The sequence below is a fragment of the Opitutaceae bacterium genome, assembly GCA_041395105.1.
GTDB lineage: Bacteria > Verrucomicrobiota > Verrucomicrobiia > Opitutales > Opitutaceae > B12-G4.
Genome location: JAWLBB010000006.1, coordinates 20,247 through 44,804 on the forward strand (window position 1 = coordinate 20,247; position 24,558 = coordinate 44,804).

Genomic DNA, 24,558 nt, shown 5'->3' on the forward strand with positions numbered 1-24,558 from the left:
CTATGCTACGTTTTGTTTGGATTGGTTTGGGAGGCTCCCGACAAGGTGATCAGGGTGATTTCCGGTGGGGCGAAGATCCGGAACTGCGGGCCCCACGTGCCGGTCCCTCGACTGAGGTAGAGCCAGGCATTCTCGCCAAGCCGGTTGAGTCCGGGACCGTGGCGATAGACCATTCGGGTCAGCAGGCTGAAGGGAAAGATCTGACCGCCGTGGGTGTGTCCGGATAGCTGGAGGTCGAATTTGCCCAGGGAGGCCCGGAGAACAGTCGGGCGGTGTTTGAGCAGGATGCGGACGTCGTTTTCGTGGATTGTGGCCAGGGCGCCCGCCTCGTGCCCGCGACTGGTTCCCGGCTTGAGTGCCTCGGCGTCGTCGACCCCAACAATGGTCAAGCCGGACCGGACCCTGGCCGATTCGCCCCGGAGGATACGGAATCCCGCCTGGCGGGTGAGCGCCAGTCCCTGATCAAGGTTCTCGTAAACCTCGTGATTGCCGCTGATGGCGAATTTTCCGAGCGGGGCGTGAAGGTCGGCGAGAATCCGGCAGAGAGGGGTCATCCGGTCGAAGTCACTGTCGAAGAGGTCGCCAGTTGAGACGATCAGATCGGGCTTGAGGGCATTGACCCGGATCACCAGATCGCTGAGGCGGCGGGCGTTGGCGACATAGCCGAGGTGCAGGTCGGTCAATTGGACGATCCGGATCGGTGACGCCCATCCGCTGATTTTCGGAAGCTTGAGATCAACGGTTTTCACCCGTGGAGCGCGCGCCTCAATGACTCCGTAAGCGATGCCGGCCAGAGTGATGGTGGCGGAGGTCCAGACAGTGGCCGGCGCGCTCAGCGGCGGGACCTCAATGAATGGCGCGAGCAGATTGTATAGCGCGAGAACCCCCAGGACGCAGTCCCAGAGGAAGAGCCCTCCGAGCCAGGTGAACCCGATCAGCGCAAAGAGACGCGCCAGGGTGTGCTGCTGTCGCTTCCGTGAGACGCCCATGAGAAGGGGCGTTACGAAGAGAGCCGAGAGGATCGTCGCGAACCCCCAGAAGAAATCGGGCCAGGCCGCGCCCAGGTGGGAGAGGAGGACGTAGTGAAGGAATCCAATGATTCCGAAAAACAGGATGAAAAACATGGCCGGTGTTTGCGGCAGGGATTCCCGGTGAGCCCGATCTGTCAAGCGTCAACCGGAGTTCCGCGAGGCAAGGGTTTTACGCAAAAAGGCTCGCGGGAGTGGTCCGCCCGATTAGGATGGTGACCCGATGACGACGCGCTTTCTGGAAACCCCGAGGGAATTGCCGGTCTTCTCATCGGATGTGGTGGTGGCCGGCGGTGGAACGGCGGGGGTTGTCGCGGCACTGGCGGCCGCTCGCAACGGAGCCCGGACCATTCTGATCGAGTCCAAGGGATACACGGGTGGGATTGCGGTGGAGGGCGGAACCGCCCTGCACAGCTTCTACAACCTCTGGCAGGCATTTGAGGTGGAGAAGCGCCAGCTGGTCCGGGGAATCCCATCCGAGATCGTGGATCGCCTGGTGGCGGTCGGTGGTTCAACCGGTCATGCCGAGATGCTGGCCAACTTCGGATACGATTCGGTCTGTACGGGTATCGACACGGAGCTCTACAAACTGGTCACCCTCGAGATGCTTGAGGAAGCCGGTGTGGACTGCTGGCTCAACACCATGCTTGTCGACGCGATCCGTGAGGGCGACCGTATCCGGGGCGTGATCACGGAGAGCCGTTCCGGCCGGGAAGTGGTCATGGCAAAGTCTTTTGTGGATTGCACCGGCTATGGCGATCTGTGCGGCCGGGCGGGCGCGTCTTTCACCGAGCCCAACGACCATCCCGTCGCCAACAGCATCGGGGTCGGCAATGTGTCGATGGAGGGCTACTGGGACTTTGTCAGCAGCCACCAGGCCACCTACGATCTGGCCCGCGGCTGGCGCAGCGGTCAGGAGAATCAGATCGTCCGGATGAGCGGGCATCTGGCCCGGATGCCTGAGGATTTCCGTCGCGAAGCCCAGCGGATCGGCATGGCGATGGTCACGACGACGGTTCACGATAACTATTTCATGTTTCTCAAGCTCAACTTCAAGATGAAGGTCAGCCCGACCAGCCGTGCGGCGATCTCGGCGGCGGAACTGGAGCTGCGCCGGCGCCAGTTCGCGGCGGTCGCGATGTTTCGGAAGCTTGTTCCCGGTTGCGGGAAGGCCTTCATCGCCCGGACCAGTCCGAGTCTCTGCATCCGGCGGGGGCGGTGTATCGAGTGTGACTATGACATCACCCATGACGACGTGATCAGCGGCCGGAACTTCGAGGATGATGTGTTCACCTACGGGTTCCATGACTGCGCGCCGCGCATCCAGATTGCCAACGGTGGTTCCTACGGGACGCCCTACCGCGCCCTGCGGGTGCGCGGGATCGAAAACCTGCTGGCCACCGGGATGATGATCACTTCGGATTGGCGCACCCACATGTCGACCCGGAACACCGTTTCCTGCATGGGACACGGCCAGGCGGCCGGAACGGCGGCGGCCCTTTGCGCGATGCGGGGACAGGGCACGCGGGAGTTGCCCTACCGGGAGTTGAGGGGCGCGCTGGAAAAGGGCGGGGTTTACCTGGAGAACTGAACGCCGGTCGCCCCCAACCGCCGTCAGGCAGGTCGGGTCAGGAATGGCAGAATGACAGAATGGCTTGTCGGGCGCCGGTCGCTTGTATTGGATGGATTGATCATGAAATTCCCCGTTACGGAGCGAGACGTCGAACACTACCGGGCCGGCGGATTCCACGTCCTGCGGCAGGTCATCCCGGCATCGCTGCTGAAGGATCTGCGTAGGGAAGCGGCCAAAGCCCGGGAGGTGGCCTATCGGGTGGGGGGGCCACAGGCGCAGCGCCTGCAGCCCCTCAATGAGTATGGCGATGAGTTCGATCTGGGGCCCTTCAAGCGTTTTACCGAAATCGACGGACTAAACGAGGCGGTCCAGGCGCTGACCTCGCCGAACCACCGGCTGAAGCCGACCGAAGAGGCCACCATTCTGTTTTCGCCAAGAGACCGACCCTGGTCGACCGAGTGGCATCGTGATTGGCGGGATCATGTGCTGGATGCCGACTTCTATGGGAATATCGGCGATGCCCGCTGGCAGGAGATCCTCGCAGACCCCGATTTCTTCAACCAGATCAATTGTCCGCTCTTTGAGGATACATCGACCTGGTTTGTCCCCGGAAGCCATCTGCGGGTGCACAATACGGATGAGGAGATGACGGTCTACCGGTCCACCACCCAGGAGGAACTCCGGGATGAAGACAACCGGCGCACCGATGAAGAGCTCGAACTCTTCTGCCTGAACTACTGTCAGGCCATGCCAGGAGCGGTCCAGCTCGTCATGAATCCCGGAGACTTTCTCCTCTACCGGAACACGGCCTGGCACATCGGCAATTATGTGCCTTACCGGGAACGGATGACCCTGCACACCCACGCGATGACGCCGGCGTTTCAGGAATTCGCGGTCAGGTACCGCCACCTGCTCAAGCCGCGCGAAGCCTCGCTCGAGCGCCACGCCAAGCTGGCGGGTTGACGGGAAACCCATCTTTGCGCACGACTGGGAGGACTTCCTTCGAACCCGCTTCGATCAGCGACCGGTCAATTGCTACCGGAGAAGGGTTATGGTGCTTTACAGCAAGGCTTATTGTCTGTATCAGTAGTCCTCATGAACTCTAGCCGGAACATTGTCTGCCGTCTGGTGACGGCCTTGCTTCTTGCGTCGTTTTTCAGCCTATCCGCGTCCGGGGCCGGATACATCAAGTTCGACGGAGTGGACGGAGAATCGAATGTCTCGGGACGGGAAGGGCAGAGTGAGGTGGTTGCTTGGTCATGGAGTGTCGTCCGGGCGAATTCCGATGACTCAGGCAGCACGAGGACACGGGGCTCCGCGGTGGTCGGGGACCTGATGGTCACCAAGTTGCTGGACAAAGCATCGGTCAAGCTGATTGAAGCCTGCCTTCAAGGAAAGGTCTATCCAACGGTGACCCTGACGCTTGATCAACCCGGAGCAGCGGGAGGGCTGTTCACCTATCTGGTGATCGAGATGAAGGGCGTCCTTGTCTCATCCTTCTCCGTCGGACAGTCGGAGGGCGAAGACCGGCCGACGGAATCGGTCTCAATGAATTTCGAGGAGATAAAGGTCACCTACAGCATACAGAATTCGGATGGTTCTTCCGGTGGTAACGTCGAAACAACCTGGAAGATTGAAGAAGGCACACCCTGATTCCTGACGCTGATGTCGCGATTCAAGGCACTAGAAGCCCAGGCTCGGGTCTCGATCTTGGCTGCGGCTGCGATGCTTTGCGCCAGTTCGCTCAGAGCGGGAGCGGTAAGTGGCTATTTCCGTTCGAGTCAGGCGATCTTGCTCTACCATTCAGAATCGGCCGTTGAACTCGGAGAACGCCTGACCGGGTCAAACAGCAATGGTTATCTCTACTTCAATCGGGATTTGATTGATGGGGTGACTCAGTACCTCCATTTCGTGTTGGCGGGGGCACCAGACGCCAATCCTTATTTTGTCGGCTCTCTTGAAACCGAGGACGGAGGATTCGTTTTTCCCAATGGCGACTATGTGGTCACTACGGATGCCGTTCATTGGGTCGGGGGTGAAGGTGGGCTGGGGTCGCCCAATCAGGCTGTTATCGACATTGGTGCGAACGGATCAGATCCCTGGGGCTTACTTGATGGAATACCGACGGATGCCCGCCTGATCTGGACGGGTAGCGGGACGAATGGTCGCTATTTCTCGATCAGGATTGAACCGGGTGATCCTGCTGCCATCCATACGGTGGATTATTCCAATGATTCGACCTATGTTCGATCGAGCACCGGCCAACCGTTGACTCGCTCATTCGCCGACGAAAACACCGCAATCTCGGTTGGCTCCGACCGGGGCGTGATCGGCGGACGATCCGAGGCCATGGTATCCGATGGCAAGAACAGCACCGCGATTTATGGTTCCGCAGCATTTGAGGCGACGGATTTCATGGTGACCCCAACCGGAGGGCAATCGACGGTCGATCTGTCGATGAATCTCCGACTGAAAGGAATTCTTCAGGGTGGCGCGGGGGCCGGCGATCTCATTCTCGAGCAAGGTACCTCCTCGGTCTATCTTGCGGTCGAGGCGAGGATTGATGGACGCAGGGTTTTCGACCAATCGGTCGAGATTACGGCCCGACGATCGTTCGGCACACCGACGGAGGTGACTGAGATCGCCGCGGATCCGACTGATTGGTTCGCCGGGGTTCTTCCCTCGAACCTTGTCGGGGACGTGGGGGACTACGTCCTGGAATTCTCGATTCCGATGGACGAGATCATCACAACAGATACGGCCCCGGTTCAGGTTGGAGTGCCGTTCAGGGTGTCGTTGCTTGTCGAGATCAGTTCCTCCGCCTTGAACAACAACGGTCGAGTCGTTGCCGTTGCTGACTTTACCGACGGGTTGGGATTTCCGGCTTCCGGCGATGTCTTCAATCTGCCTGCTGGCTTCACCGTCAACTCGGTGGCATCGTCAGTTGAGGGCAATCGGCATCTGGGCAGGCCATCCCCGCTGCCCTTTACCGAGGGGATTTTCCTCAGAGTCGGGACGATCAGCGGCGAATCGGTTGCCAAAGGTTATGAGGGCTGGATTGATGTCGATGACTTTGGATCACGGATCGACCGGCCCGATGGTTTCAGTCGGAGTGTGTCGGCCACCCACGGTGACCTTGTCGTTGAGAAGAGGGTAGATGCCGCTTCAGTCAAGCTGCTGGAAGGAGCCACGAACGGGATCGTCTTTCCCGAGGTCGTGCTGATCGCCAATCTGCCGGAATTGGGAGGGGCGCGGGCCGCTCTTGAATACCGTCTCAAGAATGCGGCGGTGACCGAATTCATGGCTGCCGGGCAAGGGGAGGATTCTGCGATGGAGTCCGTTGCTCTGGACTACGAACGGGTCGACTGGATTTACCGGTTGCTGGCGGCCGACGGTACGACGACTGGCGAGGTCATGGCATGGTGGGATGTAGAGACGAACACGGGTGGTTCCAGTTCAAGCACTGGCAGTAACACACCTCCAATCATCGAGACGGTTGGCAATCAACCGGTCGATCCGGGCGACGAAGGTTCTGTTGGGTTGATGGTTTCGGATGGCGAGACTTCCGGAAGTGACCTTCTGATTCATCTGTCGACCGACCGTCCCGACCTGATCGGTGCGCTCGAAGTCACGGGTTCGGGTGAGAATCGAATCGTCTCCTTCAGGACTTCGGCCCTGCGGTCGGGTTTTGCCTCGATCCTGGTCGAACTCTCTGATGGAACCGATACCCGTTCCGTCTCGATTCCCATCCTCATTGATGTCGAGATGACACCCTACGAAGGGTTTCTCTCCGCCTATTTCGCCGAGGATGAACTGTTCGATCCGTATCTGTCGGCGCCGCTTGAGGATCCTGATGGCGATGGGCTGGCCACCCAGCTGGAGTTCCTCTTGGGAACCAATCCGAGGGAATTCAACCCGGCGGATGAAGCCATGAAAGTCGAGCCGGATCCGCGGTCCGGCGGCGAGTCGATTGTCATCAAGTTCCGGCGTCGGGTCGACGACCCGAATGTGAAGGGTTTTTTCTGGGGATCAGAAGACACGGAGAACTGGGTCCAGTATGATCTGACGAATGCGCGATACAGCGAGACGACGGAGGCCGGCCCGGATTCGCTCTATGAGAACGTGACGGCTACCATCACGTTGCCGGACGGGAAGAAGCCGCTGTTCATCCGTTACCAGTCGGTCGGGGTATTTTGAGGCCGGAAATGACTCTGCCTGGCTTGCCTGAGGTCGGGCGATCGCCCCGGACGCGGCGTCCGGCTACGGGTGCGGGTTGCCGACGATGGGGTCGTCGGGTTGCTGGTATCTCGTCCGGTAGGTCTTGTTGCTGGCCGCCATTTTCAGAAATACATCCAGCGGCACGATTTCGATCGGTTCCCTGACCGCCTTCAGGATATCGACGGTCTTTTCAATGCTCTTCGATTCACGGACATGGATGAGCAGGAAATAGGGACGCTTGCGGTTTAGGTGGATCAGCTCCTCGAGGTCGGCCACGGCTTCGTCTTCGGGACGATACAAGCCGAGGTAATAGTCGTAGGAAATGAGCGGCCGGTCATCGCGCAGATCAAAGGTCCGCGCGCTGCCGTAACCGTTGATGAAGCCGATGACATCGGGGAAGTTTTCGTAGTAACGGTCGGCCACTTCCCGGGTCAATTCGGTATTGCCGACGTGGCGGTTGCCCTCCGAGTAGTCCATCGTCTCCATGACCCGAAGATCGAGGATCTTCATCTGGCGTCTGGCCTCGGCCATGAGGACGGGAAAGGCTTCGGCCGGGATTGGCTTCGGATACATGTAGCTCGGGCCGGTCAGGCCGCCGATGAAGTAGTCATTGGGCATGGCCCCTTCGAAAAAGTATTGCAGGCAGGCCGGCGCGAGATCGACCCAGCTCATGGAGACCTGCCAGGCATAGGGGATGGCGCCGCGCCCGGGCTTGGTCCAGGCCCCGATCCCGATGCTGTCGGTCTGGACCAGTGAAACGTAGACCTTTTCCTCGGGAATGACCACTTCGTCCGGCTCAACACTGTGGTTGTTGGTGAAGACGAAATCCTCGGTGAAGGGAATCTGGCTGTTGAAACTCAGGTTGGGCAGGGTATTGAGCCCTTCCATCCTGAGTCCGTAGCTGGAGATCAGGCTGACCTGTTGGCCCTCGGTGTCCTTGGCGTAGGAATGCCAACCCATGACGAAGCTCTGCGGGTTCTGTTCGGTATAGATCCGGTTGGTCAGGGCCAATTCCTCCGGATCCATCGGATTGTTCGACAGATCGGTGAAGAATGCCCGGCGGTAGATGCCCCAGTCGGCCATGCCGGGTTCCATCCGGTTGCCGTGGACTCCGCCCATCCAGATGACCACATCGCGGCTGCAGCGATCCCAGTAGCGATCCATGGCGATGGCGTAGATCTCATGGTCAGGCATCCCGGCGAATTCGCCGCGCAGGTCGACGATCTGATTCAATCCGTGCTTCTCGACCAGGTGTATCAGGTCTTCGGAGACGACAACGACGTCCTCGAGTCCGGCCACGGTGAAGGCGACGATGAGGGAGGTGCGGACTTCCTTGTCCCAGACGACGTAGCCGCGGGCGCAGGAGGCGAAGCGGGCGAGGGCCTCGTCGGCATTGGCGAGGGGCGTGAAGGCAAAGCCATGGCGTCGCTCGTAGAACTCCTTGAGCGGCCCGGTGATCTTCCAGGGCCACGAGGGGGTGTACTCGAAATAGAGGCGGGGACCGTCTCGATTGGCAAGGCCCTGCAAGCTGAGGAGTAGGGCATGGGTCGGCAGATCGCCCTCGATCGTCCAGTCGTCCGACATCTGCATGACCCAGGCCTCGTTCGATATCGCTCGGGCTGACGGAAACACCGCGAGCCACCCGGCTGCGGCCATACCGATCCCCCAAAGCTTCAGACTCCTTTGAAATGTAATCATGGGTGGGTATCCGGGTCAGGCCCGCTTGAAATAGCGGACGATGGGCTTGTCGCGGCTCGAGCGCAGTTCGATGACCACAAGGGTGTCTCCGTCATCCGATAGGCGCATCTCGCGGATGACCCGGACGGGAGTGTCCGTTTGAGACGTCTCGAGCACCATGTCGATCATGAGCTGCAGCGTCCGGTCACTATCCAGCCACTTCGCGGAGACATGGATCCTCTTGTCGTTTCCGAGGTAGGCGCCGATGTGCCGGTTGTCCCACCAGCCCTCGACCGTGATTTCCTGTCCGGGAAGGGAGGTGTCGACGGTCATGGTTTCGGTGGCGACGCGGGAGCCACCCCCGAACGTTCGCACAATGGCCACGGTGTCTCCTTTGACTTCAATCGCCATGTCCAGTTTTCTCCAGGGGTCGAGTGCGGTGCTCCGCGCCGCGGGATCAGTGCTGGTGGTTTCTCCCGCGCTGATCGTCCAAAGGCCGGAGAACGCGGAATTGGCATGGGTGACGGATGCCATGACGATGAACGGCAGCAGTCGGATGACTATCTGGAGTTGGTCAGTTGGGCGTGTTTTCATCGGGAAGGGGAGGCTTCAAGTTCGTGATTTTCGCGGTGATTTTCCACCGCGCGCTTCAGGACTGACAAGGATGCCTCTCAGGCCATGGCCACGAATCGGCGCAGGTTGTCGTGGCCAGCCTGGACCGCCATGAGCACGTCCTCGATGCCCTCAAACTCAATGGAAAGGACTCCGTCGTAACCTGCCCGCTTGATCGTCTGCAGGCATTGCAGAACCGGCACATTGCCGTGCCCCACGATCGCGCCCCTGATATAATTGCCGGCCCGTGTGGTGATCCAGCCGTCGCCGGGTTTGGGGTCGGAGCCCCGCTTGATGTGAAAATCCTTGGCGTGGCAATGGAAGGCGTAGGGCAGGAGACGTCCGACCGCTACCGAGGGATCCTCGTCCACGCAGAGGAAATTGCCCATGTCGATGAGCACGCCAAAGTTGGGATGATTGACCGAACTGACCAGCTGCTCAACCCGCACACTGTCCTGGCAGAAGAAGCCGTGGTTCTCGACCATGGTGCGGATTCCTTTTCCGGCGGCATATTCCGTCACTCTGCGGCAGCCTTCCGTGAGTCGGGGAAGGGATCCCTCGAAGCTTCGGACCCCTTTGAAATCCTCGGGCCATCCGAAGGTGGCATCGTGCCTCATTCCCGGCACACCGAGGATCTCGGCGATGTCGACCTCCCGCTTCACCCGCTCGATTTCAGCGGCAAGATCACCGTTGGAGCCTCGCAGGAAATCTGCCCCGATGGTGTAGTTGGCGATCTCGATCCCGACCCGGTCGGCTTCTTCCCTCAGTTCAGCGGCAAAATCGGCCAGGGTTCGACCCTCCGGAACCGCGATGGTGGAAAACTCGATCACATCGAAGCCGATCTCCTTGGCCTTGGCGATCACCTCGATCTGTGCCAGGGAACCCGACCGGAGGAGGCGGCTGAAGCTGTAGGAACTGACCCCGATTTTCATATCCGCCAGCCTGCGATCCGGGCCTGATGAGGCAATCAGGAATTCCGAACCCCGAACGGATCCGCCGCTGCGGGCCGGTTTCCGAGCTCCTACGATCGCCCAAGGCAGTTTGTAACATAATACGTTACAAACTGCCTTGGGCGAAGCCGGGAGGATGGCTTGTTTCCTTTTCCGGCAGGCCGGTGACCGACTTCATTTATTCCGATGGACCAGTGCGGTGCTGAGAATGAAAGTGAATGGTTGTTTGAGGTATGGGCGGTCGCGCATGAGGTTTCTCCGCGGACAGGCGATGGTAGGTTCCGGCGGACACCCCCTTCAGGTCGGTTCAGGGTTTGGTACCGCCGGTCATCGGGTTTGTCTCTTCGACGGAGCGGCCCGCCGATTGGAATCGGGGTTGGAATTCCGCGGCGATCGACATCCCGACTGCTTATTTGTGCGTAGTATTGCCGGTGCGGGATCCGTCCTTTGGGGACGGATCCGGTTTTCGCCAACCTGAACAACTGCAAAATGGAGCAAGTCATCCTCGTCGACACTCAAGACCGCCCGATGGGGGTCATGTCCAAACTGGAGGCCCACCTGAACGGGGGGCGGCTGCACCGGGCCTTGTCGGTTTTCCTGATGAACACGGAGGGGGAACTGCTGCTGCAACGCCGTGCCCTGGAGAAGTACCATTTCCCGGGATTGTGGTCGAATACCTGTTGCACCCATCCGCGTCCCGGTGAGTCGACCCGGGCGGCAGCGGTCAGGCGACTATCCGAGGAGATGGGGATCATCTGTGACCTGGAGCCTGCCTTCGTCTTCCGATATGAGGCGGACTGTGAGTCGGGTCTGACCGAGCGGGAAGTCGATCACGTTTTCAGCGGGACCTACTCGGGTCCTGTCGATCCCGACCCGGGCGAAGTTGCGGATTACCGATGGATTCCGCTGGAGGCGCTCGCTGACCAGGTGGCGGACGAGCCCTTTCTCTTCACTCCCTGGCTGCGGATCGCCCTGCCGAGGGTTCGAAGATTTTTGCGATCCGCCTCTTCGACTTCCGTTCTTTCGATCCCATGATGGTGATTGATCTGGAAAGAAAGTGCAGGCGTGTGTTGGATGATTCTTCCATGGATCGTGGGATGAGCGTTCAGGACAGGATTCTTCCGTTGCTGGAAAGCACCAGCAGGACTTTCCTTCTCCCCATCCTGCGTCTTCCGGACGCTTTGCGTGAACCCGTCGGCCAGGCCTATCTCTGCCTGAGAGCAATCGACGAAATCGAGGATCACGAGAACCTCGGCATAGAGACCAAGGTTGCCCTGCTGCAAGAGGTAGGAGCGATTCTCGGGAAGGGGCCGCATGAGGGTGCGGTCGAGGAGCTGGAACGAGCGCTCGGGGCGGAAGCCGCTCGTCTGCCTGAGGTGACTCTGGCCCTGCCGGCCCTCGTGGAACTCGGAACAAAGGTGACGAAGCCGATGGTCTGGGCGTCGACCGCGGAGATGGCTTTGGCCATGGCGGGCTGGGCGGAGCGCGGTTGGCGGATCGCGGATGAAGACGATCTTGATCAGTACACATTCGATGTGGCCGGTCGGGTCGGGCTGCTCTTGTCCGCTCTCTGGCGCTGGTTTGACGGAACGGAAACGAAGAACGATCTGGCGATCGGGTTCGGACGCGCCCTTCAGGCGGTCAATATCATCCGCAACCGGAGAGATGATGCTCACCGGGGCGTCGATTTCTTTCCTCCGGGATGGGATGAGTCGGCCATGTTCCGTTATGCCCGCCGGCAGCTGGCGATGGCGGATGCCTACATGGAATACCTCGCCGTGGGTCCGGTCCGGGAGTTCTGTGCCATTCCCCTCGAACTGGCCCGGGCGACCCTGGCTGTCATCGAAAACGGACATGAGAAGCTGAGCCGGTCTGAGGTGGAAGCGGTGGTCAGCAGGGTCCTGGCCGCAGGAGGGATCAAATCGTGAGGCAGAAGATCGTCATTATAGGGGCGGGGCCGGGAGGCCTGGCGTCCGCCATGCTGCTCAGTCATGCCGGGGCCGACGTCACCCTGTTGGAGCAGAAACCCTATGTCGGTGGCCGGACCTCGAGTCTTCACCGCGAAGGATACACTTTTGATCTGGGTCCCACTTTCTTCCTCTATCCGGACGTGCTGCGGGAAATCTACGCACAATGCGGGCTACGGATGGAGGACGAGTTCGAGATGACCCGGCTCGACCCGAACTACCGGCTGATTTTCGAGGGCCGGGGTGAGATCGACGTGACCTCGGACGTCGACCGGATGGAGCAAAGAATCGCCGAGTTTTCGGCGGAGGATGGCGCCAATTTCAGGGCATTCCTTTCGGACAACCGGCGGAAGTTCGGGGCCTTCAAATCGATCCTGCAGCGGCCGTTTTCGTCGGTTCTCGATGTGATGCATCCGAGCATGCTGAAGATGCTGCCGTTTTTCCGGCCCAGCCGGAGCGTGGATCAGGACCTGGGCCGGTTTTTCAATGATCCGCGGATCCGGCTGGCCTGCGCCTTCCAGAGCAAGTACCTGGGGATGTCGCCCTACCAGTGTCCGAGCATCTTCACCATCCTCTCGTATCTGGAATACGAGTACGGGGTTTTTCACCCGAAGGGCGGGTGTGGCGCGGTTTCCCGGGCGATGGGCGATGCGGCCCGGCGGCTGGGGGCAGACATCCGTTTGGGAGAGCCGGTGCGCGACCTGCGTTTTGAGGGCAGGCGTGCCCGGGCCGTCATCACCGATGAAGGCGAATACCCGTGCGATGCCCTGGTCATCAACGGCGATTTCAGCAAGACGATGACGACGCTGGTGCCGAATCACCTGCGCAAGCGCTGGTCGAACAAGACGATTGCCCGGAAGAAATACTCCTGTTCGACCTTCATGATGTACCTGGGGGTCGACGGAACCTACCCGGAACTGGCCCATCACAATATCCTCCTGGACGGGAATTATCAGCAGACTCTCCGGGAAATCGCCAATGATCACCGCCTCGGCGACAGCCCGTCGGTTTACGTCTGCAATCCCTGTGTGACGGATCCGTCGATGGCGCCTCCGGGCAAGAGTGCCATTTATGTGCTGGTCCCGGTCTCCCACCAGCATCCCAACATCGATTGGGATTCGTCCCGGGACAGTTTCCGGAAACTGGCCTTCGGGCAATTGGCCAAGATGGGGTTCCCCGACATCGAGTCAAAGATCGAATTAGAGCAGATCATCACGCCCGATACCTGGAGTGCCGACTACTCGGTTTACCGGGGGGCGGTCTTCAATCTCGCCCATTCACTGGATCAGATGCTCTTTCTGCGGCCGAACAACCGCTTTGAGGATCTTGAATCCGTTTATCTGGTGGGTGGGGGGACGCATCCGGGAAGCGGCTTGCCGGTCATTTATGAATCGGCGAGGATCTCGTCGAAACTGGTCATGAAAGATCTGGGAATGGCCTCCTGAACGGCACCAAGACCCAATGCTTCCTCTCCATTGATGCCTGATTCAACCAACGGAAAGTCGGTCGCGGTGATTGGGGCGGGCCTGGGTGGCATATCCGCTGCGCTTTCCCTTGCACTGGAAGGCTACCGGGTCCGTCTATTCGACAAGAACGAAAAGATCGGCGGCAAGCTCAATTTTCAGATCCAGGATGGGTACACCTTTGACCTCGGGCCGTCGATTCTCACGCTCCCCGCCATCTTCGAGGCCACCTTTGCCAAGGCCGGAAAGAGGATGTCCGATTATATGACGATCTGCCCGATCCGCCCCCATTGGCGCAATTTCTTCGAGGACGGGATGGTCGTTGATCTGTATCCGGAGCGCGAGAAGATGGCTGCCGAAGCGCGCAAGGCGGGTGAGGACCCCGGGGCGGTCGAGGCCTTTCTCGAGTATTCGGGAAAGCTTTATGATCTGGTCGACCGCGGCTATTTCCGGGAGGGACTGGATTCGGCGAAGGATTTCCGCGCGTTTTACGGACTCTCGAATTTCGGGAAATTCGATCTCCTGCGAACCATGCACGGTGGGGTGAACAAGCGCTTCAAGACCCGCTACTTTGTCGATATTTTCGATTTCTTCATCAAATACGTCGGGTCATCGGCACATCGGGCGCCGGCCTTCATGAATTGCCTGCCGACCATCCAATTCCGTTACGACCTCTGGTATGTCATGGGCGGGATGTATGGGCTGGCGGCGGGCCTGGAGCGCCTTCTCCGCGAGGTGGGGGTGGCGATCCATCTCGGTGCGGAAGTGTCCCGCATTCGGTTGACGCCGGACGGAGGTAGCGCCTGCGGGGTCGAGCTGGTCGACGGGACTGCGTTCGACTCCGACCATGTTGTGTCCAACATGGAGGTCATACCGACATACCGGCGGTTGCTGCCGGCGGATGAAGACTTCGTCCGGCCGTTGGAGAAGCGTCTGGAGCCGGCCTGTTCCGGGCTGGTCATCGACGTGGGTCTTGACCGGAAGTATGACCAACTGGGTCATCACAATTTCTTCTTCTCCGGCGATCAGAAGGCGCATTTCCGCTCTGTTTTTCAGAAGAGGGAAATCCCGCATGATCCGACGCTCTACCTGGTGGCGGCGTCACGGACAGACCCCGCAGTGGCCCCGGAGGGCTGCGATTGCCTGAAGATCCTTCCGCATATCCCGTATCTGGACCCCGATCGGCCGGTCGCCCACGAGGATTACGTGGCCTTGAAGGAAAGGATCTACGACAAACTGGAGCGGATGGGGCTGACGGATCTGCGCCGGCATATCGTGACGGAGCATTTCTGGACCCCGCGCGATATCGAGAGGGAGTATTATTCGAACCGGGGCTCGATCTACGGGGTGGTCAGCGATCGTTACCGGAATTTCGCCTTCAAGGCTCCCAAGGTCAGCGCCCGCTACCGGAACCTCTTCTTCGTGGGAGGCTCGGTCAATCCGGGTGGGGGCATGCCGATGGTTTTCCTCTGCGGTCAGAATGTGGCCCGGCGGGTGGTGGAGGCGGATCAATCGAAGCCGTGATCCTGGCGCTTCTCTTCCTGCTCTGGTCTGTCGGGTTCATTGTCTTCTGGCGGTTCCCGAAATGTGAAGGCGGCGGGAGCGTGTCTCCAGTGGATGACCTCTCCGTGATCATACCGGCGCGCAACGAGGCGCGGAATATCGGCCGCCTGCTGTCGTCCATCCGGTCCGGAGACCGACTGCCGCTGGAAACGATCGTGGTCGACGACGGATCGGAGGATGACACCGCAGCCATTGCCAGGGATTTGGGAGCAACCATCGTCGAGCCGGGAACGCCGCCGGCGGGATGGCGGGGCAAGACGTGGGCCTGCCAACAGGGCGGTCTGGCGGCACGCGGGCGCTGGCTTCTCTTTCTCGATGCCGACACCTGGGTCTTGCCGAATGGTCTGGGCCTTCTGGCGGCCGAGACGGGTCGCCGCCGTCTCGATGCGCTCTCACTGGCGCCCTATCACGAGACCTCGCGGTGTTATGAGCAGTTTTCTGCCATCTTCAACCTGACGACCTGCATGGGGGTGGGGGCCTTTGCGGTCTGGGATTCGCCGGAGAGCCCGGGCGGCCTGTTCGGGCCCTGCCTCCTCATCGATCGCGAGATCTACCGGAAGGTGGGTGGACACGAACAGGTTCGGGGCGAAATCCTCGAGCACATGAGCCTGGCGCCGGTGCTGAGAGCTGCAGGAGCCCGGCTCGCCTGCCTGGCCGGCAGGGGAGTGATCCATACCCGGATGTATCCGGATGGGTGGTACAGTCTGATCGAGGGCTGGACCAAGGCATTTGCGGCGGGCGCGGCCAAGACATCGGGTATCCGGCTGTCGCTGGTGGTGATCTGGATTTTCGGGAGCCTGCTGCCTTTGCTGGGCCTGGCCTTGATCCCCTGGATGGGATGGCACCTCGGGATCTGGGGGGTGGCCTATCCGGCGTTTGTCATCCAGTGGTGGGTATTCCTGCAACGGATCGGACGGTTTTCGGTCTGGACCTCGTTCTTCTATCCCGTCGTGCTTGTCATCTTCTTCGGCGTCTTCGGTCGATCGTTTCTGCTGAGGATCTTCGGTCGGGAGGTCGTCTGGAAAGGCCGGTCGATTTCAAGCATCTGAATCATGCCGACATCCCAGGTTCTCGAGATCATCGCGGTCAACGCCCTGGCCTGGTTTCTCATCCAGATGGGTTTTGCATGGCTGGGAACCCGGATGCCGATCGCGCTCTTTGATCACGCTTGCGGCTATTTCCGGGAACACCGCTTTGAGCGGTCCGGCCGGATGTATGAGGGCATTTTCAGGATCAGGTCTTGGAAGGACCTCCTGCCTGACGGGTCACGGTTGTTCAAGGGCGGCTTTCGCAAGGGCAGGCTGGCGGCATCCGATACAGCCTACCTCGTGACCTTTGTCCGCGAGACCCGGCGGGGGGAGGCGGTTCACGTTGTGGTGATCCTGTCATCGGCCTTCTTTTTCCTCTGGAACCCACCGGGGATCGCCGTCTGGATGGTGGTGTATGCCCTGGTCAGCAATTTGCCATGCATCCTGGCCCAACGCTACAATCGTATCCGGATGGCGCGGGTCCTGCGCCGGCGGGGTTATTCCGGACAAGGGGGAGGCTCATGATTGACGTTCTGCTGCGGCAGCGTCGGTATTTCGATGGCGGCGACACGGTTTCGCTGGACTTTCGACGCGAGCAGCTGACCATCCTGTCACAGACGATCGTTGCCAATCGCGACCGTATCCTTGCAGCGCTTCAAGAGGATCTCGGGAAATCCCCGATCGAAGCCTACAGCGGCGAAATCGGCTTTGTCCTGCGGGACATTGACCATGCGATCCGGCATCTGCCGCAGTGGATGGAGCCCGAGAAGAGGCGAACCCCATGGATGACGGCGCCATCCCGGGCTGAGGTGCGTCCCGACCCCTTGGGGGTGGTCCTGATCCTGGGACCCTGGAATTATCCGTTTCAGCTTCTCCTTTCCCCATTGGTCGGCGCGCTGGCGGCGGGCAATTGTGTCTGCCTCAAGCCATCGGAAAAGGCTCCGGCCACCGCCGAGGTAATCCGCTCGCTGATGGAGGGTGCCTTTTCCCCGGACTACGTGACGGTCTGCCCGGGAGGTGCGGCCGTGGCGGCCGATCTGGTGGCGTTGCCTTTTGACCACATCTTCTTCACCGGTTCGGGCGGAGTCGGGCGGAAAGTGCTGGCTTCGGCGGCAGGAAACCTGACTCCGGTCACCCTGGAATTGGGCGGCAAGTCGCCTTGTGTGGTCACGGGTGGCGCGAATCTGCGCTTGAGTGCCCGGCGGATAATGTGGGGCAAGATCCTCAATGCCGGGCAGACCTGTGTGGCGCCCGACCATGTCCTGGTGGAGGCGTCGGTCCGTGATCGATTGCTTGAGGAGTTGAAGGCGGCGTCCCATGCGATGATCCCGAGGCGGCCTCCGGAGGCCCGCCCGGCGGATTATGGACGTATGATCGATGAAGCCCACTTCGATCGGATGGAGGGTTTTCTCGAGCAGGGAGAGATTCATTCGGGTGGGGAGCGGGATCGTGAAACATTGGTTTTCTGTCCGACGATCCTGGTCGACGTGGAGCCGGGAGCCTCGGTCATGGAGGAGGAGATCTTCGGCCCGGTTCTGCCGGTCCTACCCTGTGATGGTCTGGACGAGGCCGTAAGTGTGATCCGCTCACGCCCCAAGCCCCTGGCCGCTTATCTGTTCTCGTCGGATGGCAATGAGATGGATCGCTTCAAGGCCGAGGTGTTCTCCGGATCGATCGGCATCAATGACACGATCAGTCAGATTTTCCCGGCGGACCTGCCGCTGGGAGGAGTCGGAGCGAGCGGTTTCGGTTCCTACCGTGGAAAGGCCGGTTTCGACACCTTTTCCCACCGCAAGAGTGTGCTGCAACGGGGCACCTTTCTCGATCCCGGTTTCCGCTATCCGCCGCACGGGACGGATCTCAAGCGGGTGATCCAGGGGTATCCGTGGTTGATGCGGTAGGCCGACGCATTCCTTCGGCACTACCGAATCTGCATCACGCTCGGTATGGCCGGCGGACGATCATTCGGGAGTGCCTGACCGGAACGACGGTTCGGCCTTGTTCTTCCTGGCCAAGCGGCGGCGTTCCTCCAGGTGTTGCGACAGATCGTCGTAGTCGAGTTCGAGCTGATGCTGGGCGCGGAAAAAGTCATCGACCGAATCCGTCGAAGGATCAGGGTCCTCAGAGCCTGACGCAAGCCACCATCGGGCGATTGCGGCGATGTCCTGGCGGCGCATAAGTTGCCGCATGGAGGACGCTTCGCGCAGAAGTGAAGCGCGAATGGTGGGTTTGGATTCCGAGTCGAGGGCGCCTGCGAGGACCTCGGCTCCACCGTTCGGACCGAAGAGGAGGTGGAGGTTACGGCTGAATGCCATGGAGTTGTGGCGCAGGTTCATTGAACCGTATAGTCCGTCGGGAAATCCTGTTCTGGCTGCCTTGTGGCCGGTCGGAGAAGAACCGACGACAGCGGTAACCCAGCCCGTTTTGCGGGCAAGTAGCTCCTGGGATTGCCTGCTGGTGAGGAACTTCAGGAAATCCGTCGCGATTGCTGCTCGTGGACCTTCGACGACTCCAAGCGTCAGGGTGGTCTCTGTTCCGATTTCGTTGACCGGTCCAAGGACGAACTCGCCGAATTCCGGATGGTCCCGGGCGGGAGCCGGCAGAGCCTCTTCCCCCAGCTTGAAAGGCGCGATCTCGCGGAGGTAGGACACGTCCATCAATCCGCCGGCAAGAAGGATGGAGTGCCCCTGAACAAATTGGAAAACGCCGTCTTCCTTTCCAAGCTGCAGGAATCCGGTCGGCATGATGCGGGAAAACTCCCGCATCAGTGAATAGGCCGCAAAGACTTCCGGCGTCCGGTGGTTCCAGCTTCCATCGAGGTAGCCGAGTGCACATTCACGGGCTGTCACGTCGAGATCGCCATTACGGTCAAGGCGGAAAAGAAGGGGCTGGGTGACAGCCGCATAAAGATTGTGGAACAATACATAGGCCGAGAACGAGGATCCACCCACAAGATGAGGGCCTTCGGGTGCCCGGTTGCTGTTGTTGAACCGGTCGATGAGTGAATCGAACGTGACGGTGGCGTGCTTATCGGTTGAATACTGTCGCCAGAGGTCTTCATTCACGAAGAGGCGATACCCTCCCACCACGAGCGGAATTCCGAAATGGACGCGGAGTTTCTGGCTGAATGCATCGCGTGAGGTCATGCCGTCAACGAAGGTGTCCCTCCACGGAACAGCCGCTTCTGCGGACTCTACATTGTAGGGATTGGGCGCCTCAACCTGTCCGTCCAGGATGCGAAAATGTTGGGCCACCATGTCCTCTACTCCGGTCATGAAATAGGCAAACTGCATGATCTCGGGGCTGTCTCCTCCCACCAGCCGGGTCCGTTGCCATTGGGCATAGATCGATCTCGGAACGTCGACCCGCTTTATCTCGACCCCGGGGTGTGATGCTTCGTAATTCCTGGCAATCAGGTCGAAAGCCCGCCGAAACGAGGGATCGAGAACAAAGTGCGCAACCTGAATGGTGGTCACACCGGAATTGTCGGCGGACCGAAGACCGATTCGGGTCGTCCGGATGGCCGCGGCCAGAAAGACGGCGGCGAGGAGAAGTGTGCCGGTGAGCGCCTTGCAGTTCATTGCGGCTTCCCGAGGTTCTTCAAGCGGTGGGTCGCCAGGGCAAGTCGGGGATCTCCGGGAAACTCCGCCTTGAACCGGCGATAAGCCTCTTCAGCCGCTGCCTTCCTGTTTGACCGCAGTCCGGACTCCCCGACCTGAAGGAGCAGATCTGCCCTTGCTCTTCCGCGGACAGATCCTGTGTTGAGGGCGGCGGTGAAGTGCGAAAAGGCCTCCGGATGGCAGTCGCAGCCGAGCCAGGCTTTTGCCGCCGTAAGGTGAAAGTCCCGGACGGCCCCTGGATCAAGAAACCGATCAACCCGAGGTGTCCACTCCATGAGAACGACCGCGAACGCCCCGGGAGCGGCGCGGCCCAACTGGATAAGGAGGACCTTGGAGACGGCTCTTTCGGCCAGAGGATGCCCGGGGTGGAGCTGGATCAATTCGCGGTATCTCCCCTCCGCTTCCTTGAGATGATTGTCACGGAACAGATGGCTGATCCGGGCAAGAGCATACCGTGCCACTGGAATTTCCCTGGTCGGTTCACCGCTCTGCACGAGAGCTAGGAGCAGGCTTTCAGCCTCTTCCACCTTCGCCGGAGAATACTCGGGAGAGGCGAGGAGAGCCATCGCGCGGCCCAGCACTCCCTCGGGACCGCTTGACTGGGAGAAGGCAACCTCGGCGGCACCGGCATCGTATGAGGCGAGTGCCTGCCATCCGGACGGATTGGGACCGGCCACCGCGGAGACCGTTGCCGCGACGATCAGCGCGGTCGGGAAACAGCGTCGTTGCCGCCCCCGGAATGCTTCAGCGAGAGGTCTCGGCCGACCGTTTCTGGGAATCATGGAAACTTCGAACGTGGGCGGTGTTCTGTTCGAGCTTCCTGCGAAAGAAAGCCTTTGCTTTGTCGGTCTGTCCGGTCCGGATGAGCCGGAGGAGCCTGTCGTGTTCGCGGTAGAGGCTTTCCTGTTTGTCACGAAACGAGTCTCCATCTGAGCGGACAACCCCAAATCGGATGCCGAAATCGCGGAGGGGTTCGAGAATGACCTTGAAAAGTGAATTGCCGGAGAAGGAAGCCATGGTAAGGTGAAACTCCATATCCAGCTCGTAGAACTTTTCGATGGTATCCAGAGCGGGATCCTTCATTCGCCTCACGATGTCTTCCAGCTGTCGGATGCATTCCGGATCCTGTGCGCGGGTGACTCTTTCCACGCATTCCAGTTCAAGGACGGTACGCAGTTCCAGATAGTCAAAGATGCGCCGTTCGTTCAGGTAGAGTTTCCAGTACTGGGTGAAGACCCGACTGATCTCACTGTTGTGATCTTCGGTTACATACGTCCCGCTCCCGATCTTCGAATTGACCAGCCCCTGGGCCTTCAGGTTCTGGATGGCCTCACGGATAACCGTCCGGCTGACGCCAAATGACGTGCAAAGTTCCGGTTCGGTCGGTAGACGCGAACCGGCGGGAAAAGTCCCGGAAAGAATGGCCTGCTCAAGATGGAAGTAGACCTTCTCACTCAGGTTTTTCGGCTCTTTGAGGTTCGGGAATAGTGAATTTTTGTCCGGCATGGAAACATCAAGCTTCTCAGGAAGCTCCGGTGAAGCAAGATCAAGGAATCCTCCTGACGCTCCGGCCTGAAACGCGCCTGGGTCGATTGCTGGCCGGATGGGCCTTTTCCACCAACCATCTGTCGCGGTCAGCCTCTTAGAAGCGGTAGTTCAGGGTGAGTTTGGCGTTCCGTGGTGTTCCATAGTCGGCGAAGCGCGTTACATTGAAACCACCCGGCGAGTAGAGCTTGTCCGCCAGATTTTCCACGTTGAGCTGGATGCCGAGGTGTTCATTGACCGAGTAGGAGAGAAACAGATTGTAGAGGGTGTAGGACGGCCACCCGATAGTGCCGCTCTGGAGGCGGAATCCCTGGTGGTAGGCTCCACCGCCGACCGACAGACCCTTGAGCGGTCCGGAATCGATGTTGTACTTTATCCAGAAGCTTGCCGTGTCGTTCACGGAATTGTTGAGTCGGATTCCGGTTTGGGCATCCTTGATGTCGCCGTGGTAATAAGTGGCGACGAGCTGCAGTTGATCGATCGGGCGAAGGGCCAGCTCGATCTCAAACCCCTTGTTGTCCTGTTCACCTGCCGCGAGCCAGGATCCGGGATGATCGAAATCGGGCACCCGCAGATTGGTTACCGACAAGTCGAAATAGGTGACCGATCCCACGATGCGATCATCGGGAAGGCTGAATTTCACTCCTATATCAATGACTTCTCCGATCGTCGGCGGAAGGAAGTTGCCGGCAAAGTCCTGATTCGCCTGCGGCGCAAAGGTGGTCGAATTGTTGACAAAGACGGCGATCGATTCCGCCGGCCGATAGACGGCGCCGATCCGACGGGTGTTCTCGGTTTCCTTCTGTGCGAAGGAGGGAATGGTGGAACTGGTCAGGAGATCGTAGTTCCGGAAGTCGGTTTCGTTGGCGGCCAACCCGACGACAACGGCAAGTTTCCGTTCGAAAGCGTAGACCGTATGAGAATAGGCGGCGTGCAGGTATTGCTGATACAGGCGGAAGTTCGGTGTGTTCTCCGCAAGAGGAGCGAATAGATCCGCGGCGTCCGGACGCTGACGGTTGAAGACAGGATTCACCAATGAGATGGACCCGAGGTCGGCGGTCCTGCGGTAGCCGTCATAGGTCCAGCGATCTCCGTAGAGCCCGATGTAGGATTCCTGGTCCAGGCCGAAAAGCGAGTATTTGCCGACAATATCCCCGGTGAGGACATCGACGTAGCCGTAATTGCCATTATGAAAGTACATCTGACCAATGGTCATGTCGGTCCAGTTGGGATTCGAGGAATGGCGCACTTCGTAATCCGCGCGGTCGTGATTGTTCCGGGATGCGGCGACCTGGATGTCCCAGCCGTCGCTTAGCTGATGTTGAACGGTCAGCTTCAGCTTCTCGCGTGAGAAGGTTGCTTCCGACCAGTCTTCTTTCCAGTTCTGGTTCCGGCCGCTATCTGAACCGACATACAGCCCCGTCAGCTCCTCGTTGAAGAAATAGATCGGGACGCCGCCGGTCTTCTGCTCGCTCAATTCGCCCTGCAGGCGGAACACAGTTTGCGGCAACGTCAGCTGAAGAGAGGGGTAGAGGCCGGTCCGGTCATCCTTGTCGCCGGTGGGAAATCCATCGTCCTTTTGGACAACCCCCACCAGGCGGTAAGCAAGCTTGCCCCCCTCCATGATGAAATTCTCCGAGATCGGACCGGTCAGGTCGACTTCGCCCCGGTAGAAGTCTTCGGATCCCACAATCACCCGCAGGGACTCCTGCCGTTCCATCCGGGGCTTCTTCGTGTTCCGCACGATGATGCCCGCGAGGGTGGGGCGGCCGCCGAACATGACCGCAGCGGGCCCACGGAGCACTTCGTAAGAATCCGCATTGGCCGAATCAGCCGAGCTGAAGGTGTTGTCCCATAATCCGTCCTCTAGGATGACATTTGACCGGAACCCACGGATGTGGGGCTGACCGCCCTTGTGCTCGGCGACAATGCCTGCGGAGGCGTACTTAACGATATCCACCTCGTTGCGGTACTGGGCGACGTCGTCGATCAGGTCGCGGGGCACGATGGTGATGGCCTGGGGTATTTCGAGAAGCGACTTCCGTGTCTTGAAACCGGAAAGGGCCTGGTGACTGATGTATCCGGTCCCGTATGTCGATTCGACCTCGAAGGCCGGCAGTTCAATGATCTCCTCTTCGCGTGATCCCGGGTTTACCTGCTGCGCCGTGGCAGTCAGGGCGGCGATGGACGAGATGAGGGCGATGAGGCTGGTTCGTGGGGTGGGGTTCTTCATTTCTTGGGGTGGGTATTGAGGCTAATGATGTGGTGTAGAGAAATAATATGTATGACGTATTATTTGATCGCATGCCCGGAACGGATCTGTCAACTCGATTTCTGCCGTTCGAGCGGTTTTCCTCCTGGCATCTGCAGGCTTCCGACCTCCGCCCCTTTCCCTTCATGAAAAAATCCCTGATCAAGAGTAAGTTCCGGACCGGTGTACCCGCCCTGATCACCGGTCTCTATCATCCGATCGACATGTTTCCCCGTCACGCCGCGGCGGCCGGATTCGATGGAATCTGGATCGAGGCGGAGCATCACCTGTGGGAGATCCGCGAAATCCAGCGGATGATCTATCTATGCCGCCTAGCGGGGATCGATTGCCTGGTCCGGGTGGCGACCCGCGAGAAGGCGCGACTCTATCAGCTTCTGGAAGCCGGAGCCACTGGTCTGGTCATTCCACAGGTGTCCTCGGTCGATGAAGCATTGGCGCTGGCCGAGGCTGTGCGGTTCTTTCCGCAGGGCCAGCGGGGATTGGACGGATCGGGCATCGACGCGGACTTCTACCTGGGAGCCGATCCGGACTATCCGGAGCAAGCCAACCAGGAATCCCTCCTCTTTCTCCAGATCGAGAACAGCGAAGGCCTAGATGCGGTTGAAGGAATCGCTGCTGTGCCGGGCGTCGATGCTTTGTTCATAGGTCCAGGTGATCTCTCTCTGCGCCTGAACTGTAATCTGGATCCGGCCCTCCCGGTTCTTCGTGAGGCGGAAGCTAGGATTGTGGCGGCTTGTGTGGCGGGCCGAATCGCCTGGGGACGCCCGGCACTTGACGAGACCGACTGCCGGTACCTTCTTCAAGCGGATGTGGGTTTCGTCTCCTATGGCAGTGATTTCATGGCGGTGCTCCGGACACTCCCCCAATGGGGCGCTGAGCTTCGGGCGGGCCTGGCGGCGACCCATCCGGCGTCAATCCCAACCACCAGACGGGATGGCTGACGCCGGAACAACGGACAAATCCCTTCCGGTGCCGGGGTCCGCCTCTCGTTCCGGCCGTTCTTTCGAGACTCCCTGATATAAGTTCCCCGCTACCGGCAAAC

General features: G+C 59.9%; 20 protein-coding genes. 12 read left to right on the forward strand and 8 right to left on the reverse strand.

Going from position 1 to position 24,558, the window contains the following annotated elements; all coding sequences use genetic code 11:
• Nucleotides 1–5: 5 nt before the first annotated feature.
• On the reverse strand, nucleotides 6–1,124 hold the full coding sequence (locus R3F07_16400; GenBank protein ID MEZ5277964.1) for a metallophosphoesterase: 1,119 nt from the start codon (nucleotides 1,122–1,124) through the stop codon (nucleotides 6–8).
• A gap of 127 nt (nucleotides 1,125–1,251) precedes the next feature.
• Between R3F07_16400 and R3F07_16405 the strand changes: the two genes are divergently transcribed.
• The 4 genes from R3F07_16405 to R3F07_16420 all read left to right on the forward strand — a co-directional run bounded on the left by R3F07_16405 (nucleotide 1,252) and on the right by R3F07_16420 (nucleotide 6,798).
• Nucleotides 1,252–2,619 carry an FAD-dependent oxidoreductase gene (locus R3F07_16405; protein ID MEZ5277965.1) on the forward strand — a complete coding sequence of 456 codons (1,368 nt, stop codon included), beginning with the start codon at nucleotides 1,252–1,254 and terminating at the stop codon, nucleotides 2,617–2,619.
• Between the two features lie 102 nt (nucleotides 2,620–2,721).
• Nucleotides 2,722–3,564, forward strand: a complete 843-nt coding sequence (locus tag R3F07_16410; protein MEZ5277966.1) for a hypothetical protein — start codon at nucleotides 2,722–2,724, stop codon at nucleotides 3,562–3,564.
• A gap of 132 nt (nucleotides 3,565–3,696) precedes the next feature.
• Nucleotides 3,697–4,254, forward strand: coding sequence for a type VI secretion system tube protein Hcp (locus R3F07_16415; protein ID MEZ5277967.1), 558 nt, complete (start codon nucleotides 3,697–3,699; stop codon nucleotides 4,252–4,254).
• A 12-nt stretch (nucleotides 4,255–4,266) separates the two neighbouring features.
• Nucleotides 4,267–6,798, forward strand: coding sequence for a type VI secretion system tube protein Hcp (locus R3F07_16420; GenBank protein ID MEZ5277968.1), 2,532 nt, complete (start codon nucleotides 4,267–4,269; stop codon nucleotides 6,796–6,798).
• Nucleotides 6,799–6,861: 63 nt separating this feature from the next.
• Here the strand turns inward: R3F07_16420 and R3F07_16425 are convergent, their stop codons facing one another.
• The 3 genes from R3F07_16425 to R3F07_16435 all read right to left on the reverse strand — a co-directional run bounded on the left by R3F07_16425 (nucleotide 6,862) and on the right by R3F07_16435 (nucleotide 10,040).
• Nucleotides 6,862–8,517 carry a GxGYxYP family putative glycoside hydrolase gene (locus tag R3F07_16425; GenBank protein ID MEZ5277969.1) on the reverse strand — a complete coding sequence of 552 codons (1,656 nt, stop codon included), beginning with the start codon at nucleotides 8,515–8,517 and terminating at the stop codon, nucleotides 6,862–6,864.
• Nucleotides 8,518–8,532: 15 nt separating this feature from the next.
• Entirely contained in the window at nucleotides 8,533–9,090 is a 558-nt protein-coding gene (locus tag R3F07_16430) for a hypothetical protein (GenBank protein MEZ5277970.1), read from the reverse strand.
• A gap of 77 nt (nucleotides 9,091–9,167) precedes the next feature.
• Nucleotides 9,168–10,040, reverse strand: a complete 873-nt coding sequence (locus tag R3F07_16435; GenBank protein MEZ5277971.1) for a sugar phosphate isomerase/epimerase family protein — start codon at nucleotides 10,038–10,040, stop codon at nucleotides 9,168–9,170.
• Between the two features lie 507 nt (nucleotides 10,041–10,547).
• On the opposite strand from R3F07_16435, the gene idi reads away from it, so the two are divergent.
• The 7 genes from idi (at nucleotide 10,548) to R3F07_16470 (ending at nucleotide 17,980) form a co-directional block, all read left to right on the forward strand.
• A complete protein-coding gene (gene idi, locus R3F07_16440) occupies nucleotides 10,548–11,093 on the forward strand; it encodes an isopentenyl-diphosphate Delta-isomerase (GenBank protein MEZ5277972.1) in 546 nt (181 codons plus the stop codon).
• Between the two features lie 62 nt (nucleotides 11,094–11,155).
• The gene (locus R3F07_16445) at nucleotides 11,156–11,986 is read left to right on the forward strand and encodes a squalene/phytoene synthase family protein (GenBank protein ID MEZ5277973.1); all 831 of its coding nucleotides are present in this window, start codon (nucleotides 11,156–11,158) and stop codon (nucleotides 11,984–11,986) included.
• Nucleotides 11,983–13,470: a phytoene desaturase family protein gene (crtI, locus tag R3F07_16450; protein ID MEZ5277974.1), complete on the forward strand. Its 1,488-nt coding sequence runs from the start codon at nucleotides 11,983–11,985 to the stop codon at nucleotides 13,468–13,470. Before R3F07_16445 ends, crtI (R3F07_16450) begins: the two co-directional genes overlap by 4 nt.
• Before the next feature lie 33 nt (nucleotides 13,471–13,503).
• Nucleotides 13,504–15,012, forward strand: coding sequence for a phytoene desaturase family protein (gene crtI, locus R3F07_16455; GenBank protein ID MEZ5277975.1), 1,509 nt, complete (start codon nucleotides 13,504–13,506; stop codon nucleotides 15,010–15,012).
• Nucleotides 15,009–16,100 carry a glycosyltransferase family 2 protein gene (locus R3F07_16460; protein ID MEZ5277976.1) on the forward strand — a complete coding sequence of 364 codons (1,092 nt, stop codon included), beginning with the start codon at nucleotides 15,009–15,011 and terminating at the stop codon, nucleotides 16,098–16,100. Before crtI (R3F07_16455) ends, R3F07_16460 begins: the two co-directional genes overlap by 4 nt.
• A 3-nt stretch (nucleotides 16,101–16,103) precedes the next feature.
• Nucleotides 16,104–16,604 (forward strand): hypothetical protein, encoded by a 501-nt coding sequence (locus R3F07_16465; GenBank protein MEZ5277977.1) that lies wholly within the window; start codon nucleotides 16,104–16,106, stop codon nucleotides 16,602–16,604.
• Complete coding sequence (locus tag R3F07_16470; protein ID MEZ5277978.1) at nucleotides 16,601–17,980, forward strand: aldehyde dehydrogenase family protein; 1,380 nt, start codon at nucleotides 16,601–16,603, stop codon at nucleotides 17,978–17,980. The genes R3F07_16465 and R3F07_16470 overlap by 4 nt, the downstream gene beginning before the upstream one ends.
• Nucleotides 17,981–18,040: 60 nt before the next feature.
• Here the strand turns inward: R3F07_16470 and R3F07_16475 are convergent, their stop codons facing one another.
• The 4 genes from R3F07_16475 to R3F07_16490 form a co-directional block, all read right to left on the reverse strand.
• Nucleotides 18,041–19,660, reverse strand: coding sequence for a hypothetical protein (locus R3F07_16475; GenBank protein ID MEZ5277979.1), 1,620 nt, complete (start codon nucleotides 19,658–19,660; stop codon nucleotides 18,041–18,043).
• A complete protein-coding gene (locus R3F07_16480) occupies nucleotides 19,657–20,481 on the reverse strand; it encodes a hypothetical protein (GenBank protein MEZ5277980.1) in 825 nt (274 codons plus the stop codon). Before R3F07_16480 ends, R3F07_16475 begins: the two co-directional genes overlap by 4 nt.
• On the reverse strand, nucleotides 20,444–21,205 hold the full coding sequence (locus R3F07_16485; protein MEZ5277981.1) for a FadR/GntR family transcriptional regulator: 762 nt from the start codon (nucleotides 21,203–21,205) through the stop codon (nucleotides 20,444–20,446). Before R3F07_16485 ends, R3F07_16480 begins: the two co-directional genes overlap by 38 nt.
• Before the next feature lie 136 nt (nucleotides 21,206–21,341).
• A complete protein-coding gene (locus tag R3F07_16490) occupies nucleotides 21,342–23,477 on the reverse strand; it encodes a TonB-dependent receptor (protein ID MEZ5277982.1) in 2,136 nt (711 codons plus the stop codon).
• Nucleotides 23,478–23,641: 164 nt separating this feature from the next.
• On the opposite strand from R3F07_16490, the gene R3F07_16495 reads away from it, so the two are divergent.
• The gene (locus tag R3F07_16495) at nucleotides 23,642–24,457 is read left to right on the forward strand and encodes an aldolase/citrate lyase family protein (protein MEZ5277983.1); all 816 of its coding nucleotides are present in this window, start codon (nucleotides 23,642–23,644) and stop codon (nucleotides 24,455–24,457) included.
• Nucleotides 24,458–24,558: the final 101 nt, after the last annotated feature.

Excerpts from the sequence above, each read along its gene's own strand:
- R3F07_16475 (MEZ5277979.1), bottom strand. The coding sequence starts at position 19,660 with ATGAACTGCAAGGCGCTCACCGGCACACTTCTCCTCGCCGCCGTCTTT.
- R3F07_16435 (MEZ5277971.1), bottom strand. The coding sequence starts at position 10,040 with ATGAAAATCGGGGTCAGTTCCTACAGCTTCAGCCGCCTCCTCCGGTCG.
- R3F07_16400 (MEZ5277964.1), bottom strand. The coding sequence starts at position 1,124 with ATGTTTTTCATCCTGTTTTTCGGAATCATTGGATTCCTTCACTACGTC.
- idi (MEZ5277972.1), top strand. The coding sequence starts at position 10,548 with ATGGAGCAAGTCATCCTCGTCGACACTCAAGACCGCCCGATGGGGGTC.
- R3F07_16470 (MEZ5277978.1), top strand. The coding sequence starts at position 16,601 with ATGATTGACGTTCTGCTGCGGCAGCGTCGGTATTTCGATGGCGGCGAC.
- R3F07_16485 (MEZ5277981.1), bottom strand. The coding sequence starts at position 21,205 with ATGCCGGACAAAAATTCACTATTCCCGAACCTCAAAGAGCCGAAAAAC.
- R3F07_16495 (MEZ5277983.1), top strand. The coding sequence starts at position 23,642 with ATGAAAAAATCCCTGATCAAGAGTAAGTTCCGGACCGGTGTACCCGCC.
- R3F07_16445 (MEZ5277973.1), top strand. The coding sequence starts at position 11,156 with ATGAGCGTTCAGGACAGGATTCTTCCGTTGCTGGAAAGCACCAGCAGG.
- R3F07_16420 (MEZ5277968.1), top strand. The coding sequence starts at position 4,267 with ATGTCGCGATTCAAGGCACTAGAAGCCCAGGCTCGGGTCTCGATCTTG.
- R3F07_16415 (MEZ5277967.1), top strand. The coding sequence starts at position 3,697 with ATGAACTCTAGCCGGAACATTGTCTGCCGTCTGGTGACGGCCTTGCTT.
- R3F07_16430 (MEZ5277970.1), bottom strand. The coding sequence starts at position 9,090 with ATGAAAACACGCCCAACTGACCAACTCCAGATAGTCATCCGACTGCTG.
- R3F07_16425 (MEZ5277969.1), bottom strand. The coding sequence starts at position 8,517 with ATGATTACATTTCAAAGGAGTCTGAAGCTTTGGGGGATCGGTATGGCC.
- R3F07_16490 (MEZ5277982.1), bottom strand. The coding sequence starts at position 23,477 with ATGAAGAACCCCACCCCACGAACCAGCCTCATCGCCCTCATCTCGTCC.
- R3F07_16465 (MEZ5277977.1), top strand. The coding sequence starts at position 16,104 with ATGCCGACATCCCAGGTTCTCGAGATCATCGCGGTCAACGCCCTGGCC.
- R3F07_16410 (MEZ5277966.1), top strand. The coding sequence starts at position 2,722 with ATGAAATTCCCCGTTACGGAGCGAGACGTCGAACACTACCGGGCCGGC.
- crtI (MEZ5277975.1), top strand. The coding sequence starts at position 13,504 with ATGCCTGATTCAACCAACGGAAAGTCGGTCGCGGTGATTGGGGCGGGC.
- R3F07_16480 (MEZ5277980.1), bottom strand. The coding sequence starts at position 20,481 with ATGATTCCCAGAAACGGTCGGCCGAGACCTCTCGCTGAAGCATTCCGG.
- R3F07_16405 (MEZ5277965.1), top strand. The coding sequence starts at position 1,252 with ATGACGACGCGCTTTCTGGAAACCCCGAGGGAATTGCCGGTCTTCTCA.